Source organism: Klebsiella sp. P1CD1 (assembly GCF_003790505.1).
Taxonomy (GTDB): domain Bacteria; phylum Pseudomonadota; class Gammaproteobacteria; order Enterobacterales; family Enterobacteriaceae; genus Klebsiella; species Klebsiella variicola.
Genome location: NZ_CP033631.1, coordinates 4,204,252 through 4,227,837 on the forward strand (window position 1 = coordinate 4,204,252; position 23,586 = coordinate 4,227,837).

18 protein-coding genes are annotated in these 23,586 nt (G+C 62.4%); 11 read left to right on the forward strand and 7 right to left on the reverse strand.

Features of this window, described 5'->3' with window-relative positions; genetic code table 11:
* Positions 1 to 3: 3 nt before the first annotated feature.
* Positions 4 to 1,179 carry an isochorismate synthase EntC gene (gene entC, locus DTA24_RS20925; RefSeq protein ID WP_012542487.1) on the reverse strand — a complete coding sequence of 392 codons (1,176 nt, stop codon included), beginning with the start codon at positions 1,177 to 1,179 and terminating at the stop codon, positions 4 to 6.
* 187 nt (positions 1,180 to 1,366) lie between these two features.
* Here entC and fepB point away from each other — a divergent pair, with 187 nt between their 5' ends.
* A complete protein-coding gene (gene fepB / locus DTA24_RS20930; RefSeq protein ID WP_110204251.1) occupies positions 1,367 to 2,326 on the forward strand; it encodes a Fe2+-enterobactin ABC transporter substrate-binding protein in 960 nt (319 codons plus the stop codon).
* A 237-nt stretch (positions 2,327 to 2,563) separates the two neighbouring features.
* Here the strand turns inward: fepB and entS are convergent, their stop codons facing one another.
* Entirely contained in the window at positions 2,564 to 3,805 is a 1,242-nt protein-coding gene (entS, locus tag DTA24_RS20935; protein WP_008805583.1) for an enterobactin transporter EntS, read from the reverse strand.
* Positions 3,806 to 3,917: 112 nt separating this feature from the next.
* Here entS and fepD point away from each other — a divergent pair, with 112 nt between their 5' ends.
* From fepD to fepC, 3 genes are read left to right on the forward strand one after another with little or no spacing between them, the layout of a single operon-like run.
* On the forward strand, positions 3,918 to 4,925 hold the full coding sequence (fepD, locus tag DTA24_RS20940) for a Fe(3+)-siderophore ABC transporter permease (protein WP_023297205.1): 1,008 nt from the start codon (positions 3,918 to 3,920) through the stop codon (positions 4,923 to 4,925).
* Positions 4,922 to 5,914, forward strand: a complete 993-nt coding sequence (gene fepG, locus DTA24_RS20945) for an iron-enterobactin ABC transporter permease (protein WP_012968727.1) — start codon at positions 4,922 to 4,924, stop codon at positions 5,912 to 5,914. The genes fepD and fepG overlap by 4 nt, the downstream gene beginning before the upstream one ends.
* Positions 5,911 to 6,705 (forward strand): iron-enterobactin ABC transporter ATP-binding protein, encoded by a 795-nt coding sequence (gene fepC / locus DTA24_RS20950; RefSeq protein WP_012542491.1) that lies wholly within the window; start codon positions 5,911 to 5,913, stop codon positions 6,703 to 6,705. Before fepG ends, fepC begins: the two co-directional genes overlap by 4 nt.
* Before the next feature lie 64 nt (positions 6,706 to 6,769).
* Here the strand turns inward: fepC and entF are convergent, their stop codons facing one another.
* From entF to fes, 3 genes are read right to left on the reverse strand one after another with little or no spacing between them, the layout of a single operon-like run.
* On the reverse strand, positions 6,770 to 10,651 hold the full coding sequence (gene entF / locus DTA24_RS20955; protein WP_123837051.1) for an enterobactin non-ribosomal peptide synthetase EntF: 3,882 nt from the start codon (positions 10,649 to 10,651) through the stop codon (positions 6,770 to 6,772).
* Between the two features lie 10 nt (positions 10,652 to 10,661).
* Positions 10,662 to 10,865, reverse strand: coding sequence for an MbtH family protein (locus tag DTA24_RS20960; RefSeq protein ID WP_004178967.1), 204 nt, complete (start codon positions 10,863 to 10,865; stop codon positions 10,662 to 10,664).
* Positions 10,866 to 10,892: 27 nt separating this feature from the next.
* A complete protein-coding gene (gene fes / locus DTA24_RS20965) occupies positions 10,893 to 12,101 on the reverse strand; it encodes an enterochelin esterase (protein WP_123837052.1) in 1,209 nt (402 codons plus the stop codon).
* Between the two features lie 259 nt (positions 12,102 to 12,360).
* Between fes and fepA the strand changes: the two genes are divergently transcribed.
* Both fepA and entD read left to right on the forward strand, forming a co-directional pair.
* A complete protein-coding gene (gene fepA / locus DTA24_RS20975) occupies positions 12,361 to 14,589 on the forward strand; it encodes a siderophore enterobactin receptor FepA (RefSeq protein WP_032739301.1) in 2,229 nt (742 codons plus the stop codon).
* Positions 14,590 to 14,655: 66 nt separating this feature from the next.
* Positions 14,656 to 15,285, forward strand: a complete 630-nt coding sequence (entD, locus tag DTA24_RS20980; protein ID WP_032739299.1) for an enterobactin synthase subunit EntD — start codon at positions 14,656 to 14,658, stop codon at positions 15,283 to 15,285.
* A gap of 34 nt (positions 15,286 to 15,319) precedes the next feature.
* Here the strand turns inward: entD and DTA24_RS20985 are convergent, their stop codons facing one another.
* Both DTA24_RS20985 and DTA24_RS20990 read right to left on the reverse strand, forming a co-directional pair.
* Positions 15,320 to 16,255 carry a transketolase family protein gene (locus DTA24_RS20985; RefSeq protein WP_032739297.1) on the reverse strand — a complete coding sequence of 312 codons (936 nt, stop codon included), beginning with the start codon at positions 16,253 to 16,255 and terminating at the stop codon, positions 15,320 to 15,322.
* Positions 16,248 to 17,078 carry a transketolase gene (locus tag DTA24_RS20990; protein WP_008805574.1) on the reverse strand — a complete coding sequence of 277 codons (831 nt, stop codon included), beginning with the start codon at positions 17,076 to 17,078 and terminating at the stop codon, positions 16,248 to 16,250. Before DTA24_RS20990 ends, DTA24_RS20985 begins: the two co-directional genes overlap by 8 nt.
* A gap of 374 nt (positions 17,079 to 17,452) precedes the next feature.
* Here DTA24_RS20990 and DTA24_RS21000 point away from each other — a divergent pair, with 374 nt between their 5' ends.
* The 5 genes from DTA24_RS21000 (at position 17,453) to DTA24_RS21020 (ending at position 23,578) form a co-directional block, all read left to right on the forward strand.
* Positions 17,453 to 18,403 (forward strand): sugar-binding transcriptional regulator, encoded by a 951-nt coding sequence (locus DTA24_RS21000; protein WP_060619272.1) that lies wholly within the window; start codon positions 17,453 to 17,455, stop codon positions 18,401 to 18,403.
* Positions 18,404 to 18,752: 349 nt separating this feature from the next.
* The gene (locus DTA24_RS21005) at positions 18,753 to 20,273 is read left to right on the forward strand and encodes an FGGY family carbohydrate kinase (RefSeq protein ID WP_100751313.1); all 1,521 of its coding nucleotides are present in this window, start codon (positions 18,753 to 18,755) and stop codon (positions 20,271 to 20,273) included.
* 159 nt (positions 20,274 to 20,432) lie between these two features.
* The gene (locus tag DTA24_RS21010) at positions 20,433 to 21,368 is read left to right on the forward strand and encodes a D-ribose ABC transporter substrate-binding protein (protein ID WP_004176926.1); all 936 of its coding nucleotides are present in this window, start codon (positions 20,433 to 20,435) and stop codon (positions 21,366 to 21,368) included.
* A gap of 43 nt (positions 21,369 to 21,411) precedes the next feature.
* On the forward strand, positions 21,412 to 22,032 hold the full coding sequence (locus DTA24_RS21015) for a DUF2291 family protein (RefSeq protein ID WP_004176927.1): 621 nt from the start codon (positions 21,412 to 21,414) through the stop codon (positions 22,030 to 22,032).
* A 1-nt stretch (position 22,033) separates the two neighbouring features.
* The gene (locus tag DTA24_RS21020; protein ID WP_002893593.1) at positions 22,034 to 23,578 is read left to right on the forward strand and encodes a sugar ABC transporter ATP-binding protein; all 1,545 of its coding nucleotides are present in this window, start codon (positions 22,034 to 22,036) and stop codon (positions 23,576 to 23,578) included.
* Positions 23,579 to 23,586: the final 8 nt, after the last annotated feature.

Consider the following 23,586-nt stretch of genomic DNA (forward strand, 5'->3'; position numbering starts at 1 on the left):
CTCTTAATTCAAGCCAAATACGTTAAGCATGGTGGTCAGTTTGACGCCGGTTTCGCGCCATTCGCCCAGCGGCGAGGAGGCCGGAACGATTCCCGCGCCGGCAAACAGGCGCAGCGTACGCTGCTGCAGACGCGCGCAGCGGATGGTCACCACCCATTCGCCGTTGCCTTCATCGTCACACCAGCCGACGATGCCGCCGAACAGCTGACGGTCGAAGGGTTCCAGTTCGGCAATCAGGCGCTTCGCCACCTGGTGTGGGAAGCCGCTCAGCGCCGGGGTCGGGTGCAGCAGACAGGCCAGCGACATGGCGTTTTCTTGCGCCAGCGCGGTGCCTTCGATTGGCGTTGCCAGGTGCCAGAGCGTTGGGGTGGTAATCAACTGCGGCGATGCCGGCAGCGACAGCTGGCTGCTGCGCGGGCCCAGCACGCTCTTCATCGCCTGGGTCACCAGCTCGTGCTCGTGGCGATCTTTGCCGGATGCCAGCAGCCTGTTGCCCGCTTCCCGGTCCAGCACATCGTCCGGTTGACGACGGGCGGAGCCAGCCAGCGGCAATGAGCTAAAGCGCGGCCCGTCTTTACGCAGCAGCAGCTCCGGGCTGGCGCCCAGCAGCACGCCACCGTCGGAGAGCGGCACGTGGAAGTTAAAGCTCGCCGGGTTCTGGGCGATCAGTCGCTCCATCAGCGCGCCGCTATCGACGCGGTCGCGGGTGGTAATATCGATAAGCCTTGAGAGCACCACCTTGTCCACTTCCGGGGTGGCGGTCAGCGCGGCAGCGCGTTCCACCATGGCTAAAAACGCGTCCTGCTCCGGGATCTCCCGGCGCTCCACCACTTCCATTGTCTCCAGCGGCGCGGCGTAGCGGGCGGAACGCTGTTTTTCCGGGCGGGAGAACGCTTCCCAGCGCTCGGGGATATAGAGCTCGGAAGGCTGACAGGTGTCGAACGGGATAGCCCCCACCATCACCGGCTTGCGGATCCCCGCCGCGCGGGCCTCGGCAAAAGCGGCGGCCATCTGCTGCTGGAACTCGCCGTTCAGCGCATCGCCGCCGACAGCGGGCTGTGAGAAGCGGCGGAAGCAGCCGGAGGTGCTAAAACTGCGGTACGGCGACATAAAGAAGAAGCTGTCCGGAGACAGGGTCTGGGTGTGTTTCTGTACATCCTCAGCCAGTGACGTTTCCATATCATCCTCCAAAAACGATAAATATATTACGAATAATTATCATTTGTATTTTGGTTGGCTAACCTAAAAGGTATTGCCCGCCATGTCAACCGCGTTACGTCATTGCGCGCCACTTTGGCTTGCATCCTGCTGACGCAAAGTTGAAAATGAGACGCATTTATTACCTTTCGAATCAGGATGCGATGACGTGAACTTCTTTTCTTTCTGCCGCCGCGGTGCGCTGACCGGCATGCTGTTGCTTTTAGGAATTACCTCAGCCCAGGCGGCGGACTGGCCGCGCCAGGTCACCGACAGCTACGGGACACACACCCTGCTAAGCCAGCCGCTGCGCATTGTCTCCACCAGCGTGACCCTCACCGGCTCGCTGTTGGCGATTGACGCCCCGGTGGTCGCCAGCGGCGCCACCACGCCGAACAACCGCGTCGCCGATAGTCAGGGCTTTCTGCGCCAGTGGAGCGAGGTCGCCAAAGCCCGCAAGCTGGCGCGGCTGTACATCGGCGAACCAAGCGCGGAAGCGGTGGCCGCCCAGATGCCGGATCTGATCCTGGTGAGCGCCACCGGCGGCGACTCTGCCCTGCCGCTGTACGATCAGCTCAAAACGATCGCTCCGACGCTGGTCATCAACTATGACGATAAAAGCTGGCAAACCTTGCTCACCCAACTGGGGCAGATCACCGGCCATGAGCAGCAGGCCAGCGCGCGCATAGCCGACTTCAATAAACAGCTCGTTTCGTTAAAAGAAAAAATGAAACTGCCGCCGCAGCCGGTGACCGCCCTGGTCTATACCGCCGCCGCGCACAGCGCCAATATCTGGACGCCGGCATCGGCCCAGGGGCAGATGCTCGAACAGCTGGGCTTTAGCCTGGCGACGCTGCCGGGCGGCCTGCCCGCCAGCCATAGCCAGGGTAAACGCCACGATATCGTGCAGCTGGGCGGGGAGAACCTCGCGGCCGGTCTGAACGGCCAGAGCCTGTTCCTGTTCGCCGGCGACCAGAAAGATGCGGATGCCATCTACGCCAACCCGCTGCTGGCGCATCTCCCGGCGGTCGCAGGCAAACGCGTCTACCCGCTGGGCACCGAGACCTTCCGTCTTGACTACTACAGCGCCCTGCTGGTGCTCCAGCGTCTCTCCAGCCTGTTCGGCTAACGCGGGCCGTGCCATCAGGACGGGTACGTAACCTGAACTCTTTGCCGGGCGGCGCTCCGCTTGCCCGGCCTACAATACCCGAGACCGTAGGCCCGGTAAGGCGCAGCCGCCACCGGGCATCAGGACGGGTACGCAACCTGAACTCTTTGCCGGGCGACGCGGCGCTTGCACCGGCCTACAATGCCCGAGACTGTAGGCCCGGTAAGGCGTAGCCGCCACCGGGCAATCGCACCCTACTTAACTTTCGTTGACGATTTCCGGGCGCTGGAAACGGCGCAGCTCGCGTAGCAGCCCCACCAACAGCACGCCGACGAGGGCCAGCGCCCAGCCGCTGGCGCTGGCGGATGCCGCCGGGGTCATCACCGCCCCTAATCCGCCGAGCAGCGCCGCGCCGATGGCGTCGCCGGTGACGTTTTGCGCGGTCCACAGACCATTAATCCGCCCGAGCATATTTTCCGGCGTCTGGGTCTGGATCAGGGTGTACTGCAGCAGCGAGCTAATAGCGCTCAGCCAGCCAAACAGCGCCAGGCACAGCGCGCCCAACGCCCAGTGCGGCATCAGGCTGAACAGCGCAATGGCGACAAACGATCCCACCGTGGTCGCCAGCATCAGCGCACCCGGCCGCACCGTCTGGGCCAGTTGGCCGCTGGTCAACGCCCCCAGCGCCGCACCGAGCGGAATAGCGGCATACAGCAGGCCAATCTGTCCGGCCGACATCTGCCAGCTCCCGGCCAGCGCCGGATAGAGCACCCGCACCGCGCTGGCCATGGTCAGCAGACCGCCAAGCAGCGCAATCCCGCCGATAAGCGGGCTCTGACAGAGGAAGGTCAGCCCCGCCAGCAGAGATCGCAGCGGATGCTCGCGCGGCTGCGGAGGCGGTGGCAGCTGCGGCAGACGCAGCAGGGTTAAGGTGGTGATAAAGGTCCCCGCCGCCGCCAGGCCGAAGTTCCAGGCCACGCCGCCGGTGGCCAGCAGCAGGCCGCCGATCATCGGCGAAATCACCGAGCCAAGGCGCACCGTCAACATGGTGATGGCCCCGGCCTGCATCAGGTTTTCCCGCCCCACCAGCGCCGGGGTCGCCGCCAGCAGCGCGGTCACCCCCAACGAGGCGAAGAACCCGTCCCAGATCCCCAGCAGGTAGATCGCCGCCAGCGACGGCTCCGGCAGCAGGGCGTTCAGACACAGACCGACAAAGCCCACGCCGCAGGTGCCGCGCGCCAGCAGGATCAGGCGTTTACGTTCATAGCGGTCAGCCAGCACGCCCCCCACCATCAAGCCAACAAACATCGACGCGCCGGTCAGCGTCACCGACAGCCCGACCTGCCAGGTCGAATGGGTCATCATCTGGATCTGGACCGGAATGGCCACGCCCAGCAGGCCAAGCGACAGAATAGAGATAAAGCGAGCGATAAAAACGGCGCGAAACGCCGGGTGAGTTTTCAGCAGGCTGAGATTGAGCAGCCAGGATTGTCGGTTCATTACAGCGCCTTGTCGTTATTTTTAATACCCTTTTTACTGTGGGTCATGCTACCATAGCTGAATAAAATCGATAACGATAATTACTATCATTATCATATCAGGGATGTCAGTTATGTCGTTTTCTACGACCGCGGTACGCTCTGTCGCCGTGCCCGGATTGTTGCTATTACTCGCCTTAGCCGCCGCGCTTAGCCTGACCATCGGCGCCAAATCGTTGCCGATCGGCACGGTATTCACCGCCTTCAGCGGAACCTGTCAAAGCGCCGACTGCACCATCGTGCTGGACGCGCGCCTGCCGCGTACCCTGGCCGGTCTGCTGGCCGGCGTCGCCCTCGGTCTCGCCGGCGCGCTGATGCAGACGCTCACCCGCAACCCGCTGGCCGACCCCGGCCTGCTGGGGGTCAACTCCGGCGCCAGCTTCGCCATCGTCCTCGGCGCGGCGCTGTTCGGGATCACCTCCCCGCAGGAGCAACTGCTGCTGGCGTTTTGCGGCGCGCTCTGCGCCTCGCTGCTGGTGGCCTTTACCGGCAGTCAGGGCGGCGGCCAGCTGAGTCCGGTGCGCCTCACCCTCGCCGGGGTCGCCCTTGCGGCGGTGCTGGAGGGGCTGTCCAACGGCATCGCCCTGCTCAACCCGGACGTCTACGATCAGCTGCGCTTCTGGCAGGCCGGTTCGCTGGATATCCGCACCCTGCAGACGCTGAAAATTGTCCTGCTGCCGGTGGTGATAGCGGGGATCGCCGCCCTGCTGCTGAGCCGGGCGCTTAACAGCCTGAGCCTCGGCAACGATACCGCCACCGCCCTCGGCAGCCGCGTCGCCCGCACCCAGCTGATCGGCCTGATCGTCATCACCGTCCTGTGCGGCAGCGCCACCGCCGTCGTCGGCCCCATCGCCTTTATCGGCCTGATGATGCCGCATATGGCGCGCTGGCTGGTGGGGGCCGATCATCGCTGGTCGCTGCCGGTCACCCTGCTCGCCACCCCGGCCCTGCTGCTGTTTGCCGACGTGATTGGCCGCCTGCTGGTGCCCGGCGAACTGCGGGTATCGGTGGTGAGCGCCTTTCTCGGCGCGCCGGTGCTGATCTGGCTGGTGCGCCGCCAGCCGCGGGGAGGTGGCCTGTGATTGCCCCGTCCCGCCGCCTGATAGCCAGTTGCCTGGTGCTGATGGCCGCCAGCCTGCTGATTTCCCTGCTCGGGCTGGCGCAAGGCCCGGTGCCCCTGACGATTGACCAGGTGTTCTCGGCGCTGTTCGGCGATGCGCCGCGCAACGTCGCGATGGTGGTGAACGAATGGCGGCTGCCGCGGGTGTTAATGGCGCTGCTCATCGGCGCCGCGCTCGGCGTCAGCGGCGCCATTTTCCAGTCGCTGACCCGCAACCCGCTCGGCAGCCCGGACGTGATGGGCTTTAACACCGGCGCCTGGAGCGGCGTGCTGGTGGCGATGGTCCTCTTCGGCCAGAACCTGACGGCGATTGCCCTGGCGGCGATGGCCGGCGGGGTGTTGACCTCGCTGGTGGTCTGGCTGCTGGCCTGGCGCAACGGGATCGAGACCTTCCGCCTGATCATTATCGGCATCGGCGTGCGCGCCATGCTGGTGGCATTCAACACCTGGCTGCTGCTGCGCGCCTCGCTGGAGACCGCCCTTTCTGCGGGCCTGTGGAACGCCGGATCGCTTAACGGCCTGACCTGGGGTAAAACCTGGCCGTCGGCGCCGCTGATCCTGTTGATGCTGGTGGGCAGCGCCCTGCTGGTTCGCCGGATGCGACTGCTGGAGATGGGCGACGATACCGCCTGCGCGCTGGGTGTGCAGGTCGAGCGTTCGCGCCTGCTGCTGATGCTGGTGGCGGTGGTGCTCACCGCCGCCTCGACGGCGCTGGCCGGGCCGATCTCATTTATTGCGCTGGTGGCGCCGCATATCGCCCGCCGCCTGAGCGGCACGGCCCGCTGGGGACTGACCCAATCAGCCCTGTGCGGCGCGCTGCTGCTGGCGCTGGCCGATTACGGCGCCCAGCGGCTGTTTATGCCGTGGCAGCTGCCGGTTGGCGTGTTAACCGTCAGCCTCGGCGGTATTTACCTTATTGCATTGTTGATTCAGGAGTCCCGCAAAAAATGAGTGCTGTCCCCTCCCGTTTGCGCGGCGAGCAGTTAACCCTGGCCTACGGTAACAAGACCATCGCCGAGTCGCTGAACGTGACCATCCCTGACGGTCACTTCACCGCCATTATCGGCCCCAACGGCTGCGGCAAGTCGACGCTATTGCGCACCCTCAGTCGCCTGATGACGCCCGCCAGCGGCCACGTCTGGCTCGACGGCGCGCAGATCCAGCAGTACGCCAGTAAAGAGGTTGCCCGCCGCATCGGGCTGCTGGCGCAGAATGCCACCACTCCTGGCGATATCACGGTGCAGGAGCTGGTGGCCCGTGGGCGCTATCCGCACCAGCCGCTGTTTACCCGCTGGCGCAAAGAAGATGAAGAGGCGGTGAACAAGGCGATGCGGGCGACCGGGATCAGCGATCTGGCGCTGCAGAGCGTCGACACGCTTTCCGGCGGCCAGCGGCAGCGGGCGTGGATTGCGATGGTGCTGGCCCAGGAGACGGCGATTATGCTGCTTGATGAGCCAACCACCTGGCTGGACATCAGCCATCAGATCGATCTGCTGGAGCTATTGAGTGAGCTGAATCGCGAGAAGGGCTATACCCTGGCGGCGGTGCTGCACGATCTTAACCAGGCCTGCCGCTACGCCACCCACCTGATCGCCCTGCGCGACGGCAAGATCGTCGCCGAGGGGGCGCCGAAGGAGATCGTCACCGCCGATCTGATTGAACGGATTTACGGCCTGCGCTGCACGATCATTGAAGATCCGGTGGCGCATACGCCGCTGGTGGTCCCGCTGGGCCGCCGGTAATCTCCTCTTTCGCCGGCTTGCGCTACGCTGAGCCGGGCTACCTGCTGTAGCCCGAACTCAACCGTTACCCCAGAATCTCCCTGACCACCGGGCCGATGGCTTCAAAGGCCTGCGGGGAGATAATGTCGACGTGGGCGCAGTTCTGGCTGAACACCTCCAGTTCCGCCACCCACGGGCCCCATACGACCTGCGGATCCATCCCCGCCTGCCGCGTCTTCTCCGCCACGAAAAGCGTCGCCTTGCCGTCAAACTTCGCGCTGTGGGCGGTGGTTAACAGCCGCACCGCATCGGCATAGTTACCTTCGATAGCGCTGAACAGCTCGCCGGAGGCTTGCCCTTGCTGGGCGGCGAGGAACGCTTCGCGCTCGCGGTCGATCTCCGCCAGTACCTCGGGATCCAGCCCGTTGGCCTCTTTCTCTGCCCAGTTTTGCGTCTCCGGCGGCCAGGTATCCAGCAGGCCGAGGAAGGCCACCGCTTCGCCGCGCTGGCGCAAGCGGGCGGCAATCCCCTGGGCTAAGGTGCCGCCCAGCGAATACCCAAACAGGTAATAAGGGCCGTGCGGCTGCTGCGCCAGCAGCGTGCGCAGATGGTGCTCGCACACCTCGTCGAGGCTGGCGGCGCTGGCCATCGGCCCCTGCGGGCGCGGCGACTGAATACCGGTTATTGACCAGCGCGGGCTGAGATAGCGCGCCAGCACGCTGAACTGCCAGGCGAAGCCGGAGGCCGGATGGAAGCAGAACAGCGTCGGGCCGTCGCTCTCGCGCAGCGGCAGAAGCGTATCCAGCCCCAGGCGCCGGGCCTGCTCAACGCTGAGATCGGCAGCCAGCAGCGCGCTCAGTTTGCCCACCGTCGAGGCCACCATCACCTGCCCCGGGGTCACCTGCCGCGCCAGCTGGCGGCTGAGCTGTGCCGCCAGACGCATCGCCAGCAGAGAATGACCGCCGAGGGCGAAGAAATCGGCGTCGATATCGTTCACCTCGCAGCCCAGCAGCTGGCTGAAGGCCGTGGCGACAAGGGTTTCCATCCCGGGCTCCGGCGGCCGGCCGCTGCGCTCCCCGCCGAGGGTCGGCAGCGGCAGCGCTTTGCGGTCCAGTTTGCCGTTGGCGCTAAGCGGCAGCTCAGCGAGCTGCATCAGCACCACCGGCACCATATGCGGCGGCAGCTGTTCCGCCAGCCGCGCTTTCAGCGCCGCGGTATCCAGCGGCAGGCCGGAGTCAGAGACCAGATAGCCCACCAGCTGTCGGGCATCGCCGCCGGTCGCCGCCGCCTGGTTGAAGACGCAGGCGTGACTCACCGCCTGCGCCACGTCCGGCAGGCCCGACATCACCCGGTCAATCTCGCCAAGCTCGATGCGCTGCCCGCGGATCTTCAGCTGGTCGTCGCTGCGGCCAAGATACTCCACCGCGCCGTTCGTCAGCCAGCGCGCCACGTCGCCGGTGCGATACATCCGCTCGCCGGGGGCAAACGGGTCGGCGATAAAGCGGCTGGCGGTGAGGTCCGGACGTCCCAGATAGCCCTGCGCCAGCTGGATGCCGGTGAGATAAAGATCCCCCGCCACCCCCGGCGGCACCGGGCGCATCGCGGCATCGAGAATGCGCAGCCCGGTGTTCCACACCGGCCAGCCAATCGGCACGCTGCTGCCGGTCACCGCCGCCAGCTCAGGCCCGCAGGCCGGATACCAGCTGACGTCCACCGCCGCCTCCGTCGGGCCGTACAGGTTATGCAGCGGCGCGCCGGTTAAGCGCTCCCACTCGCGGCACAATTCCGTCGGCAGCGCTTCGCCGCTGCAGAATACCCGCCGCAGCGTGCGGCAGGCAGCGACGCTGTCGGCATCCAGCGAGGCGACAAACGCCGCCAGCATCGACGGCACAAAGTGGGTGGTGGTCACGCCGTAGCGGGCGAAGAACTGCTGCATCGCCTGCGGGTCGCGGTGCGCCTCCGGCTCGGCCATCACCAGCTGCGCGCCGGCGATAAACGGCCACCAGAACTCCCACACCGACACGTCGAAACTGCACGGCGTTTTCTGCGCCACCACGTCCTGGGCAGATAACGGATAGCGATCCTGCATCCACAGCAGGCGGTTGACGATGGCGGTCTGGCCGACCATCACCCCTTTAGGCCGCCCGGTGGAGCCGGAGGTAAAGATGATGTAGGCGGTATGGTCCGGTTTTGACAGCGCCAGCGGCGCGTCATCCCCGGCGGCCAGCGGCTGCTGATAGCAGAGGCTTTCCAGCCCCGGAATATCGCTGAAGCGGGCCAGTTGATCCTCCGAGGTGATCAGCAGCGACGGCCGGGCGTCTTCCAGCATCATCCGCAGGCGGTCGTCCGGGTAGCCGGTGTCCAGCGGCAGCCAGGCGGCCCCCGCTTCGACAATACCGTGCAGCGCCAGGGTCAGGAACACCGAGCGCGGCAGGGCCACCGCCACGCTGTCGCCCGGCTTCACGCCGCGCTGACGCAGCAGTTGCGCGAGCGCCACCACCTGCTGACGCATCTCGCGATAGCTGAACTGCCAGCGGGCGTCCGCCAGCGCCGGGGCATCCGGGGTCTTTCGCGCCTGGTCGGCCACCAGCGCGCTGAGGGTGGTGGCAGGCAGCGGCACAACGGTATCGTTGACCGCCGCCAGCCGGGCCAGCTCGTTGGCGGAGAGCATCTCTGCTTCGCCGCAGCGCAGCGCCGGATCGGCGGCGAACTGCGCCAGCAGCGCGGTCAGTCTCGCCACATGGCGACGGAGCTCGGCTTCGTCGTACCGGGCCTTGTTGGCGAGGATCTCCAGCGACAGCCCGCCGGTCTCATCCGGGAACAGCGCCAGCTCGAGATCGTTGACCGGGCCGGTGGCGAGGGTGTGGGTCACTGCCTGCACACCATCGATATCCAGCTGGTAATCAAAGACTTTGACGTTCAGCACCGGGCCGAACAGCGGTTCGTCCCCTGCCGCTTTGCCGCTGTCGCGAACGATCTGTTCGGCGTCATAGCGCTGATGGCGGCGCATCTTTTTCAACTGAGCGGCGAGGCGCATCGCCAGGTCTGCCAGCGTCTCCTGGGCGTCAATATGCACCGCCAGAGGCAGGACATTGAGCACCGGCCCCGTCGAGGTCAGCGCGGCTGAACCCATCCGGCGCATAAAGATAAAGCCCGCCGCGTAGTCCATCCGGTTGCACAGGCGGCCCAGCCACAGCGTGGTGAGCGCCAGCGCCAGGTCAGCGGGCTGACACTGCGGCGCATGGCCAGCCAGACGGCGGAAGGCGTCGGCGTTCATCTCCAGCTTCATCCGCCAGATATCGCTCCCGGCGGCGCGTCCGCCCAGCGGCGCGGCAGAGAGTGAGGCAGGCGACGGTAACGCCTGGCGCTGAGCCTGCCAGAAGGCTTTATCCCGCTGCCAGGCCTCGCTGCCGGCGTAGCGCTGGTACTCGTCCACCACCTCGGCGAAGGGGGTGAAAGGCGACTCAGGAGTGGCTTCCCCCCGCTGCCAGGCGCGGTAAATGGCGGCGATCTGCCGGGTTATCGCCGGGAAGCTGAAGCCATCCACCAGCAAGTGGTGATAACGCTGATACCAGTACCAGCGGTCGTCGCCGACGCGCAGCAGCTGATGGCACACCAGCGGGTTGCCGCCGTCGACACGCAGATCCTGCGCCAGGTCCGCCTGCATCCGCTCCGTGGCGGCGCGATGCGGATCCGGCGCCGTACGCAGGTCAATGATCGACGGTTCGCCAAAGGTGCGGTCGGCCACCACCCACTGCCAGACTTCCCCCTCCTCTTCCTCAAAGCGCAGGCTGAGGGTGTCCGCCTGCTGCAGACCGGCGACAATCGCCTTACCCAGCAGCGCCGGGTCGAGCGCGCCCCGCAGTTCAACATAGTGGGCCACGCTCCAGGCGCCTGGCAGAGTGGAGAGGCGCTCGGCCATCCAGATCCCCGGCTGCGCGGCAACCAGCGGTAAACGAGTGGTCATTGTCAGCTCCTTATGACGCATGATGGGCGGGGGTCAGGGTTGACCAGTTGGCCGCCAGCCAGGCGTTGCAGGCCTCGGCCGACTGCGGGGGGCACACCACCGCCCAGCCGGCAGGCAGGTCGCAGTGCGCCGGCCACAGGCTGTACTGCTGCTGATCATTGCGCAGAATGTAAAACTGCCCTTGCGGATTGTCGAAGGGGTTACTGAATTGCATATCAAACTCCTGTCGTAAAGCGCGGTGCTAAGGGTGCGACAGCAGAGGCTGCCAGAGCTGGATAAGCCCTGCCGTCAGCCCGCCGCGCCAGCAAAGCGCATCATGCCCGCCGTCAACCTGACGCCAGAAAATCGTCTGCTGTGTCGTAGTGAGTTGCGCCAACAGCGCCTGGTTGGCGCGAAAAATAATCGGTTCACGCTGGCCCGCTTCCAGCCAGATGCGCAGCCCGGCCGCGGACACCTCACCCTGGCGAAGCTGTTCGCCGATAAAGCCCGTCCCGCAGCCATCGCGATGCGGCCACCAGTACGAGCCTGACTGGCTGAGTACGCAGCCAAAGCGCTGCGGCCAGTTGAGGGCGGCGAACATCGCCGCCAGGCCGCCGAAGCTTTGCCCGGCCACCACTGTCCGCTCCGGGCGGTCGCTGAACGGGGCATGGCCGCGGATCAGCGGCAGGAGCTCCTCCTGCACCGCCAGCCAGAAATCGCGGTGACAGGGCAGCTCAACCCCGCGGCGCTGGTTGTCGATCGCATCGATCAGCAGGTAGACCGCCGGCGGCAGACTCCCCTCGTTGGTCAGCGCGGCCAGCGGCGACCACACCGGCATGCTCTCGGCCCAGAACTGGCCGTCGAGCAGGATCGCCAGGGGCCGCGTTTGCGGGTCGACGGCCTCGCCGGTGGTGTAGATCCAGACCCGGCGATGGTTGCCCAGACGCGCGCTGCGCCACTCAAGGCATCGGGCGGGAGGATGCGCCTCATTAAACTGGTCCCAGCCGGGCTGCGCGGGCGCCTGCGGCATCTCCAGGGCCGACACGCCATGGCCGCGTCCGCCCTGCCAGCTGTGCGGGTTCAGCGGATCGGCTATCGCCCGCGGCAGCAGTTTGCGCCAGCCTTCGCGCAGCAGCGCGCGGTCGGGCGCGTCAGCGCTGAACACCTCAGGGGAAAAATCATCGTCACGGTCGGAGGGAATAAAACAGTAGCTACCGCGCCAGGTCGACGACAGGGTGGTTCGCCAGGACCAGGCGTCGGTCCCGGGCAGACGCGTCAGCGATTGCGGCCGCGCATTCTGATGGTGGTCGGTCACCCCGGTGATATAGAGCCATACCCGACGGCGCGGAGAGTGCGTTTCATCCCCCGCCGGATCCCGCCACCAGAACGTCACCTCGATGGCGTCATCCACTGCGCGGCACTGCGGCCCCTGCAGGGTTTGCCACCACTCCTCGCTTCCTGTCCTTAACATTCTGTCATTAACCCTATGTATAGCGTGACTTTTTTAATTAATTGTAATTCTTTATTGATAATATTATTGATAACTATTTGCATTTGCAATAGCGTATTAGCGCGCCGTGGGAAGCGCGTCTTTCACAAAACATGTCGAAGAGAGCTTATTCAGCTAGCGACGGAGTGCCTTTGCCCTCTTCCGGCAACATTTATGCCGCCTCCCCTCCCGGTGGGAAGGGGCGTTTGGGGAACGTGGCGACTAAAGAGCAGGAATAACAATGAATAACAGGATCAAATCCCTGGCCTTGCTGGTCAATCTGGGAATTTACGGGGTTGCTTTTCCGTTAAGCGCAGCGGAAACCGCCACCGACGATAAAAACAGCGCTGCTGAAGAGACCATGGTGGTCACCGCCGCCGAGCAGAATCTGCAGGCGCCGGGCGTCTCCACCATCACCGCCGATGAGATCCGCAAACGCCCGCCGGCGCGCGACGTCTCGGAGATCATTCGCACCATGCCGGGGGTCAACCTGACCGGCAACTCCACCAGCGGCCAGCGCGGCAATAACCGCCAGATTGATATCCGCGGCATGGGTCCGGAAAACACCCTGATCCTGATCGATGGCAAGCCGGTCACCAGCCGCAATTCCGTGCGCCTTGGCTGGCGCGGCGAGCGCGACACCCGCGGCGACACCAGCTGGGTGCCGCCGGAGATGATCGAACGCATCGAAGTGATCCGCGGCCCGGCCGCCGCCCGCTACGGCAACGGCGCCGCCGGCGGGGTGGTGAATATCATCACCAAAAAAACCGGCGATGAGTGGCACGGCTCATGGAACACCTATATGAACGCCCCGGAGCACAAGGATGAAGGCTCCACCAAACGCACTAACTTCAGCCTCAGCGGCCCGCTGGGCGGCGATTTCAGCTTCCGTCTGTTCGGTAACCTCGACAAAACGCAGGCCGACGCCTGGGATATCAACCAGGGTCATCAGTCCGAACGTACCGGGATCTATGCCGACACCCTGCCTGCCGGGCGCGAAGGGGTACAAAATAAAAACATCGATGGTCTGGTGCGCTGGGAATTCGCCCCGATGCAGTCGCTGGAGTTTGAAGCCGGCTACAGCCGCCAGGGCAACCTCTACGCCGGCGACACTCAGAATACCAACACCAACGACCTGGTGAAAGAGAACTACGGTAAAGAGACCAACCGTCTGTATCGCAACACCTACTCGGTCACCTGGAACGGCGCCTGGGACAACGGGGTGACCACCAGCAACTGGGCGCAGTACGAGCGCACCCGCAACTCGCGCAAAGGCGAAGGCCTGGCCGGGGGCACCGAGGGGATCTTTAACAGTAATCAGTTCTCGGATATCGATCTGGCGGATGTGATGCTGCACAGTGAAGTCAGCATCCCGTTCGACTATCTGGTTAATCAGAACCTGACGCTGGGCAGCGAGTGGAACCAGCAGCGGATGAAGGATAACGCCTCCAACACCCAGGCGCTGTCGGGCGGCAGCATCCCGGGCTACGACAGCACTGGCCGCAGCCCGTACTCGCAGGCGGAAATCTTCTCGCTGTTCGCTGAGAACAACATGGAGCTGACCGACACCACCATGCTAACCCCGGCGCTGCGTTTCGATCATCACAGCATCGTCGGCAACAACTGGAGCCCGTCCCTCAACCTGTCGCAGGGCCTGTGGGACGACTTCACGCTGAAGATGGGTATCGCTCGCGCCTATAAAGCGCCGAGCCTGTATCAGACCAACCCGAACTACATTCTCTACAGCAAAGGCCAGGGTTGCTACGCCAGTAAATCCGGCTGCTATCTGCAGGGTAACGACGACTTAAAAGCCGAGACCAGCATCAACAAAGAGATTGGCCTCGAGTTTAAACGCGACGGTTGGCTGGCGGGCGTCACCTGGTTCCGCAACGACTACCGCAACAAGATTGAAGCGGGCTATGCCCCGGTCTATACCAACGGCAGCGGCACCGACCTCTACCAATGGGAAAACGTACCAAAAGCGGTGGTGGAAGGCCTGGAAGGGACGTTGAACGTGCCGGTGAGCGAGACCGTCAACTGGACCAACAACATCACCTATATGCTGCAGAGTAAGAACAAAGAGACCGGCGATCGTCTGTCGATTATCCCGGAATATACGCTGAACTCTACGCTGAGCTGGCAGGTACGCGATGACGTTTCGCTGCAGTCGACCTTCACCTGGTACGGCAAGCAGGAGCCGAAGAAGTACAACTACAAGGGTCAACCGGTTACCGGCAGCGAGAAGAACGAGGTCAGCCCCTACAGCATCCTCGGCCTGAGCGCGACCTGGGACGTCACCAAATACGTCAGTCTGACCGGCGGCGTGGATAACGTCTTCGACAAGCGTCACTGGCGCGCGGGCAACGCCCAGACCACCGGGGGCACCACCGGCTATATGTATGGCGCCGGTGCCGAGACCTATAACGAATCGGGCCGCACCTGGTATATGAGCGTCAACACCCACTTCTGATAGCGGCTTCTCCCTCCCCCGCCCTTGCAGGATAAAGGGCGGGGACAACCGCGGTAACCTTGTCCTATGCGCATCCATCACGCCACGCTGCCGCTGGCCGGCTATACGCTGCAGCAGATCGACTTCGACCCGGCGACTTTCCAGCCTGAAGATCTGTTCTGGCTGCCCTATCACGCCAGTCTGAGCGGCTGGGGCCGCAAGCGGCAGGCGGAGCACCTGGCCGGACGCATCGCCGCGGTATACGCCCTGCGCGAGGTGGGGGAGAAACAGCCTCCCGCCATCAGCGACCAGCGCCAGCCGCTGTGGCCCACGCCCTGGTTCGGTAGCATCAGCCACTGCGCCCAGCGCGCGCTGGCGGTGATCGCCGATCGGCCGGTGGGCGTCGATATTGAGCGCCGGTTTACCCCCCAGATGGCGGCGGAGCTGGAGGACAGCATTATCAGTCCGACGGAAAAAACAGCGCTGCTGCGCAGCGGCCTGCCCTTCCCGCTGGCGCTGACGCTGGCGTTTTCGGCAAAAGAGAGTGGGTTTAAGGCGACGCCTGCGGCAAATCAGCGCGCGCTGGGGTTCGCCGATTTTCAGATCGTGGACATAACGGCAAGCACCTTAGCGCTTGAGTTTGCGGAGCAACGCTATCCCTTGCACTGGATAGCGTCGGAGGAGCAGGTCATCACGCTTTGCGCATTGCAGCAGTAAACGCCCGCGCTTCACGCGACGGGCGTTCAGTCCATCAGCCCCGTTTTTGCACCAGGGCAACGATGGCGGCGGCATCAAACCCGTGGTACTGGCGCATCCAGCCGCGATCGGCGGCGGCGGCGTACTCCCCGTCCGGGATCCCCAACCGCTGCAGGGCAATGCCCACCCCCGCTTCCGCCAGCACCTCCGCCACCAGGCTACCCAACCCGCCGTTGACGTTATGCTCTTCGACGGTGATCACTGAGCCACACGGCCGGAGCGCCGCCAGCAGCGCCGCGGTATCGCAGGGGCGGATCGACGGCACGTTGACCACTTTCGCCTGGATACCGAGGTCGGCAAGCTGCTGCGCCGCCTCCACCACTTCATGCACCGTCGAACCGGTGGCCACCAGCGCGACGTCCTCGCCTTCGCGCAGGGTCAACACAGCGCCGGGAACAAAGCGATACGACTCGTCAAGCAGCTCCGGCAGCGCCTTGCCATCGAGGCGAATATAGACCGGGCCCTGATAAGCAAGAGCATAGTCGATGATCTGCCGACATTCGCGCGGCGTGGAGGGGGCGAAGATCTGGATATTGCCAAAGCCGCGCATCACCGCCAGATCGTCAATGGCATGGTGGGTGCTGGCCAGCGGGCCGTAGCTGGCTCCAGCGTTAAGGCCGAACAGCTTGACGTTGGTGTTGTTGTAGCAGACATCCACTTTGATTTGCTCATTGGCCCGCGAGATAAGAAACGGCGCGGCGTTACAGGTCACCGCCACTTTGCCGCCCAGCGCCAGACCGGCGGCGGTGCCGACCATGCTCTGCTCAGCGATGCCGACGTTCACCAGCCGACCGGGAAACTGCTTAATAAAGGGGGCGATTTTAGCCGTCGACGTGGAGTCGGCCACCACCGGCACCAGATCGACGCCGTTTTCCACGGCGGCGATAAAGGCCTCGACCATGACGTTAGCCAGGTGTTCTGTATTACTCATCTTTCAGTTCCTCCAGCGCCAGAGCGATCTCTTCGCCTTTCGGCACCCGGTGGTGCCACTCCGGGCGCCCCTGGATAAAGGAGATCCCCGCGCCTTTCGTGGTGTTGGCAATAATAACGTTCGGTTTACCGTTCTGCTGTAGCCCCTCGATGGCCGCGACCACCGAGGCCATGTCGTTACCCTGGCATTCGCTGACTTCCATACCGAAGGCGCGCCATTTATCGGCCAGCGGATCGGTATTCATGATTTCGCGCGTCGGCCCGGCCAGCTGGAGGTTGTTCTTATCATTAATAATGACCAGGTTATCCAGACCGTAGTGCGCCGCCGCCAGGGCGGCTTCCCAGTTACTGCCTTCCGCCAGTTCGCCGTCGCCGGTGATCAAAAAAATGCGGCGGGTGCTGTTGCTTTTCTTCGCGGCCAGCGCCAGCCCCACCGCAACAGGCAAACCGTGGCCCAGCGCGCCGGTGTTCAGCTCGATGCCCGGCGTTTTCTGCCGCACCGGGTGGCCAGGGAGATGGGAATTGGCATGCTGGTAGGTCTCCAGCCACTCAACCGGGAAGAAACCGGCTTCCGCCAGGACGCAGTAGTAGCACCCCACGGCGTGGCCTTTCGACTGGATGTAGATATCGCGCTGCGGGTCGTCGAGCCGGTCCGGCGCGACGTTAAGAACGCGGAAATAGAGCGCGGTTAACAGTTCGACCTGCGAAAGGTCAGCCCCGGTGTGGCCGCCGGCCGGACTATTGGCGTTTAAGCGCACAATATGGCGCCGCACCGCGCGGGCTTTACGCTCCAGCGTCTGAATATCATATCTGTAGGGATTCATTTCACACCTCTGAATTTATTTTCAGCATGGAATATTTATTCCAGCAAGGACTAAAAAAACCAGATATCCCCATGCCGGGTGGTAAGCCTTCTGCCACAGCGCCCTACTCAGGAACATTCTGCCTCCCGCTCCAGGCGAAGCCCGGATAAACACATTGACTCGAAATCGCCTTGAATATATATTCAATAATGATTCTTTATTCGATTATGGCCTGGCTGTTTTGTTTTTGTCCATAGTCGATTTTGAGGATTGGCAAAAGTTAGACGCCTGTCACACTTAAGTCTGATTTTTTTTCGCGTATGATAAAAGTCACTACGATAATGGCTGCAGCTAACCGCCTGAAGAAAGGCGATAAATGATTTTCGAGGATTAATATGGCTAAGCAGGATGAACAACGGCTATTGGTTAAGATTGCCACGCTTTACTATCTGGAAGGACGAAAGCAGTCTGATATCGCCCAACTTCTCTCGCTGTCTCAGTCATTTGTCTCCCGCGCCATTACCCGCTGCCAGAAAGAAGGCGTCGTCAAGATCAGCGTCGTTCAGCCGTCCAACATCTTTCTGAAGCTCGAAAAAGGGCTTGAGGAGCGCTACGGCCTTAAGCAGGCGGTGGTGGTGGATACCGAGGAAGAGGCCAGCGATCATACCATCAAGCGGGCGATTGGCTCCGCTGCCGCCCACTATCTGGAAACCCGGCTGCGGCCAAAAGATCTGATTGGCGTCTCCTCGTGGAGCTCAACCATTCGCGCGATGGTCGATGAAGTTCATGCGCAAAACCTGAAAGCCAGCGGCGTGATCCAGCTGCTGGGCGGCGTCGGGCCAAACGGTAACGTGCAGGCGACGATTCTTACCCAGACCCTCGCCCAGCGCCTGAATTGCGACGCCTGGCTGCTGCCGTCACAGAGCATCGAGGGATCCATGGAGGAGCGCAACCGGCTGCTGGCCAGCAAAGATGTCGCTGACGTGGTGTCGCGCTTTGATGAAGTGGATATCGCCATCGTCGGCATCGGCATTCTCGAACCCTCCCAACTGCTGAAAACCTCCGGTAACTACTATCACGAAGATATGCTGCAGGTGCTGGCGGCGCGCGGCGCGGTGGGTGATATCTGCCTGCACTACTACGACAAAAACGGCCATCCGGTGTTACGCGATGATGAAGATCCGGTGATCGGTATGGCGCTGGAGAAGGTCAAAAAATGCCCGAACGTGGTCGCGCTGGCCGGCGGTACCGATAAAGTCGCGGCCATCAAAGGCGCCCTCACCGGCGGCTACATTGATGTTTTAATCACCGATTATCCTACCGCTCGCATGCTGGTTAGCGACTAACCTGCCGCGCTGCTTTTCCTCACTGCCGCCCTGACGTGCTTTTTTAACTTCAGGGCTGACTCTATTAATACATTTAAATTCAATCAGTTAATCAGCCACTCCAGCCGCCAACTGCCGCTTTCGCCGATCGGCGAAATGTGATTGCCAGCACAATTGATGATTTTTCCGGTAGCCCGTCACCGGGTTTGTGGCTTAAGGTATCAAATAAATAATCACTATCGAATATATATTCAGTGATTAAAAAGATGATAACGAAATGTCACAACATGGCCTGCACAGACGCAGGAGACGGTGGGAGATATTCCTCGTCTTCGCGGTTCCAGGACACCGAGTGACCGAGGAGAGCACGATGCAGGCGACAGCAAAAGAGTTCATCATTGCCCTGGATGAAGGCACCACCAACGCCAAAGCGGTGGTGCTGGATAGCCGGGGCAAAGTTATCGTCAAATTCTCGCAGCCGCTGGCGATCCAAACGCCGCGCGACGGCTGGGTGGAGCAATCGGGCGAAGCGCTGGTGACCGCCTCACTGACGGTGATCGCCAGCGCGGTGGCCCACGTTGGCGCGGAAAACGTCGCCGCGCTGGCCATCAGCAACCAGCGGGAAACCGCCATCGGCTGGTATCGCGACAGCGGTGAACCGATTAACGCGGCGATCACCTGGCAATGCACCCGCAGCGCCGCGTTCTGCGATAAGCTGCGTCACGATCGTCAGGAACAGCACATTAAGCGTGCCACCGGCCTGCCAATCGCCCCGCTGTTCTCGGCCTCCAAAATGCGCTGGCTGCTGGATGCGACTGTCGATGGCCACCTGCGCGCCGAACGCGGTGAGATTTGCCTCGGCACCATCGACAGCTGGCTGCTGTGGAATCTGACCGCTGGAGAAGCCTTCTGCTGCGACTACTCCAATGCCGCCCGCACCCAGCTGCTGAACCTGCACCGCGGCGAGTGGGACGACGAGATGCTGACGCTGTTCGGCATTCCGCGCGCGGCGTTGCCGGACATTAAACCGTCGAGCGGCCTCTTCGGCCATACCAAAGGACTGGCCGCCATTCCGGACGGTATTCCGATCATGGCGATGATCGGCGACTCCCACGCGGCACTGTTCGGCCACGCGCTCGGCGAGGCAGGCTGCGTCAAAGCCACCTACGGCACCGGCTCTTCGGTCATGGCCCCGGTCAAATCGGCCCAGTGCGATATCGACGCGCTGGCGACCACTGTCGCCTGGCACGATGGCGACCAGCTGGTGTGGGGCCTGGAAGGGAATATTCCCCACACCGGCGATGCCGTCGCCTGGATGGCGGACAGCACCGGACTGAGCGAACTCTCTGCCGCCGAGCTGGCCCATGAGCTGAATACCCTCCCCGCCTCCGTCGACTCAACCCTCGGGGTCTACTTCGTGCCGGCGCTGACCGGTCTTGGCGCCCCCTGGTGGGACGACAGCGCCCGCGGCGTGATTTGCGGCCTGAGTCGCGGGGTGAAACGCGCGCATCTGATCCGTGCGGCGCTGGAGTCCATCACCTATCAGATAGCCGACGTGGTGGTAGCGATGCGTCAGCATGAGGAGTTCACCCTGACGGCGTTGATGGTGGACGGCGGGCCGACCAACAATGACTGGCTGATGCAATACCAGGCCGATCTGCTCGGCTGCCCGGTGATGCGCAGCGACGTGCCGGAGCTGTCTGCCATCGGCGCGGCGTTGCTGGCGCGCAAAGCGCTCCATCCGGGGTCGACCGCCGATCTGCAGGCCTTCTTAACCGAACACAGCACCTTTCAGCCCGACATGGCCCGCCACCAGCGCTTACAAACGCGCTGGCAGGAGTGGCGCCATGCGGTCGACCGAACATTATGGAAACCGGACTCGCCAGCCTGACCGCCAGACTGCGCGACGACACGCATTCACTTATCACAGGAGAAACCCGGCCCATAACGATATCGCTATCCCCGAATACATCAGGGGAAATTTCAGACCGTAAAAGCCTGCCCGCTCAGGGGCTCATTTGTTCGAATATAAAAATACAGGAACAGAGTCATGAAATTACGTATAACCCTTTTAACCGCTGCTACCCTGACCGCCTTCTCCTTTGCCGCACACGCCGCGGAGAAAGGCACCATTATGATCATGGTCAACTCGCTGGATAACCCGTATTACGCCTCGGAAGCCAAAGGCGCCAGCGAAAAAGCCCAGGCGCTCGGCTATAAAACCACCGTGCTGTCCCATGGCGAAGATGTCAAAAAGCAGAATGAGCTTATCGACACCGCGATTGGTAAAAAAGTGCAGGGCATTATTCTCGATAACGCTGATTCCACCGCCAGCGTCGCCGCCATTGAAAAAGCCAAAAAAGCCGGCATTCCGGTGGTCTTAATTAACCGTGAAATTCCGGTTGATGATGTGGCGCTGGAACAAATTACCCACAATAACTTCCAGGCCGGCTCTGAGGTCGCCAACGTCTTCGTGGAAAAAATGGCGGAGAAAGGCAAATACGCCGAGCTGACCTGCAACCTCGCCGATAATAACTGCGTCACCCGTTCTAAATCTTTCCATCAGGTCATTGACCAGTATCCGGATATGGTCAGCGTGGCGAAACAGGATGCCAAAGGCACCCTGATCGACGGCAAACGCATCATGGACAGCATCCTGCAGGCTCACCCCGACGTGAAAGGCGTCATCTGTGGCAACGGGCCGGTAGCCCTCGGCGCGATTGCGGCGCTGAAAGCAGCCAACCGTAGCGATGTGATCGTCGTCGGCATCGACGGCAGCAACGATGAGCGCGACGCCGTGAAAGCCGGCACCCTGCAGGCAACCGTGATGCTGCAGGCGCAGGCCATCGCCGCTCAGGGCGTCACCGATCTGGATAACTACCTGCAAAAAGGCGAGAAGCCAGCGAAGCAGCGCGTGATGTTCCGCGGCATTCTGATTACCCAGGATAACGCCGATAAAGTCCAGGATTTCAACATTAAGTCCTGAGTTCGGGTGGTTGCGCCCCCGCGGGGGCGCAGAGGAGAGCATTATGTTTAAGAAAACCTGTCTGACGCTGGCCGTACTGGCGCTAGGGGGCTGTCGCATCGTCTCGCAGCAGGAGCTGGCAGACCTGAAATCCCCGCCCAACCCGCATATGGCGAATATGGATAAAACCTGGCAGCAGAGCATCGTACCGCAGGTGGTGACGAAAGCGCGTCCGGCGGCGGAACTGATGAGCGCGCTCAAGGCGGCAAAAGACATTGATAGCGCCTGTAAAACCCTCGGCTACCGTGCGCAGGATGAAAACCCCTGCATCTTCTACGTCAAGGTTTCAGGCACCGTCAGCAAACTCGATACCGCCTCGCGCAGCGGCAAAATGACCCTGTCCGACGCCAGCGTCGGCAAGGTGACGGTGCAGATTGGCCCTACCCTGCGCGGCACCCAGCTGCGCGACGGCTACAGCGGCGCCAGCTATCAGGACTTTAATGACCAGGTGCTGTTCGGCGAGTACAGCAAGAATATCAACAGTCAGGCGGTCAAAATGATTCAGACAGCCAACGTCAAAACCGGCGACAGCGTGGAGGTGTACGGCGTCTTCTCGGCCTGGGATATTCCGCAAACCCTCCCGGAAATTACCCCGGCGAAAATCATTCATGCGGGGGGACAATAATATGGCGCCGCACGATCTCGTCGCTCCCCAGCCCGTTGAGTCCGAAGTGATTATCGAAACCCGCGGCCTTTCGCGCGTCTATCCCGGCGTGACCGCCCTGGATAATGTCAATTACCGGGTCTATCGAAATAAGGTCAACGTGCTGATCGGAGAAAATGGTGCGGGTAAATCCACCATGATGAAAATGCTTGCCGGTGTGGAAACGCCCTCTTCCGGGCAAATTATTCTCGATGGCGAAGCGGTTTCATTACAGTCGACGCATCAGGCAGAAAAACTGGGCATCAGTATTATTTTTCAGGAACTGAATTTATTCCCCAATATGAATGTGATGGACAACATCTTCATGGCGAATGAATTCTTTCAGAAAGGACGCATTAACGAAAAATACCAGTACGCGCTGGCCAAATCGCTGCTGGAACGGCTGGAGCTGGATGTCGATCCTTATGCTCCGCTGGGTGAACTCGGTATCGGCCACCAGCAGTTAGTCGAGATTGCCCGCGCCCTGTCGAAAGACACCCGCGTGCTGATCATGGACGAACCCACCTCGGCGCTGAGCCAGTCTGAGGTCAAAGTGCTGTTCAAGGTGATCGCGCAGCTTAAACGCCGCGGCGTGACCATCATCTATATCTCGCATCGCCTCGAAGAGCTGATGGAGATTGGCGACAACATCACCATTTTCCGCGACGGTCGTTTTATCAGCGAGCGTCACGTCAGCGACGCCAGCGTTCCGTGGATCATCGAGCAGATGGTCGGTGATAAGAAAAAACACTTTGATTATCAACCGGCGCCGAAAGGCGACGCAGTGCTTGACGTCAAAGGGCTGACCGCGCTGCATCCGAGCGGCGGCTACAAACTTAATGACGTCACCTTCACCCTCAGCAAAGGCGAAGTGATCGGTATTTACGGCCTGCTGGGCGCCGGGCGCACCGAGCTGTTTAAAGGCCTGGTCGGCTTGATGCCCTGCCAGCGCGGCGAGGTGCATCTTAACGGCGAAAGCATCGGCAAATCTCGCTTTCAACAGCGCCTGAAAAAGGGGCTGGCGCTGGTGCCGGAGGACCGTCAGGGCGAAGGCGTGGTGCAGATGATGTCGATTCAGGCCAACATGACGCTCTCTGATTTCAGCCTGCAGGGGTTCCGCCGCGCCTGGCGCTGGTTGAATCCGCAGAAAGAAGAGTCCTGCGTGAAAGAGATGATCCAGCAGCTGGCGATCAAGGTCAGCGACGCCACATTGCCCATCACCTCGCTGAGCGGCGGCAATCAACAAAAAGTGGTGCTGGGTAAAGCGCTGATGACCCAGCCGCAGGTGGTGTTCCTCGACGAACCGACGCGCGGCATCGACGTCGGCGCGAAAACCGACGTCTATCACCTGATCGGCAAAATGGCCCAGCAGGGGCTGGCGGTGATGTTCTCATCTTCGGAGCTGGATGAGGTGATGGCCCTTGCCGACCGCATCCTGGTGATGGCCGATGGCCGCATTACCGCCGATCTACCGCGTCACGCGGTGACCCGCGAACAGTTAATCGCGGCTTCAACACCTCAAGATTAATCAGGCTG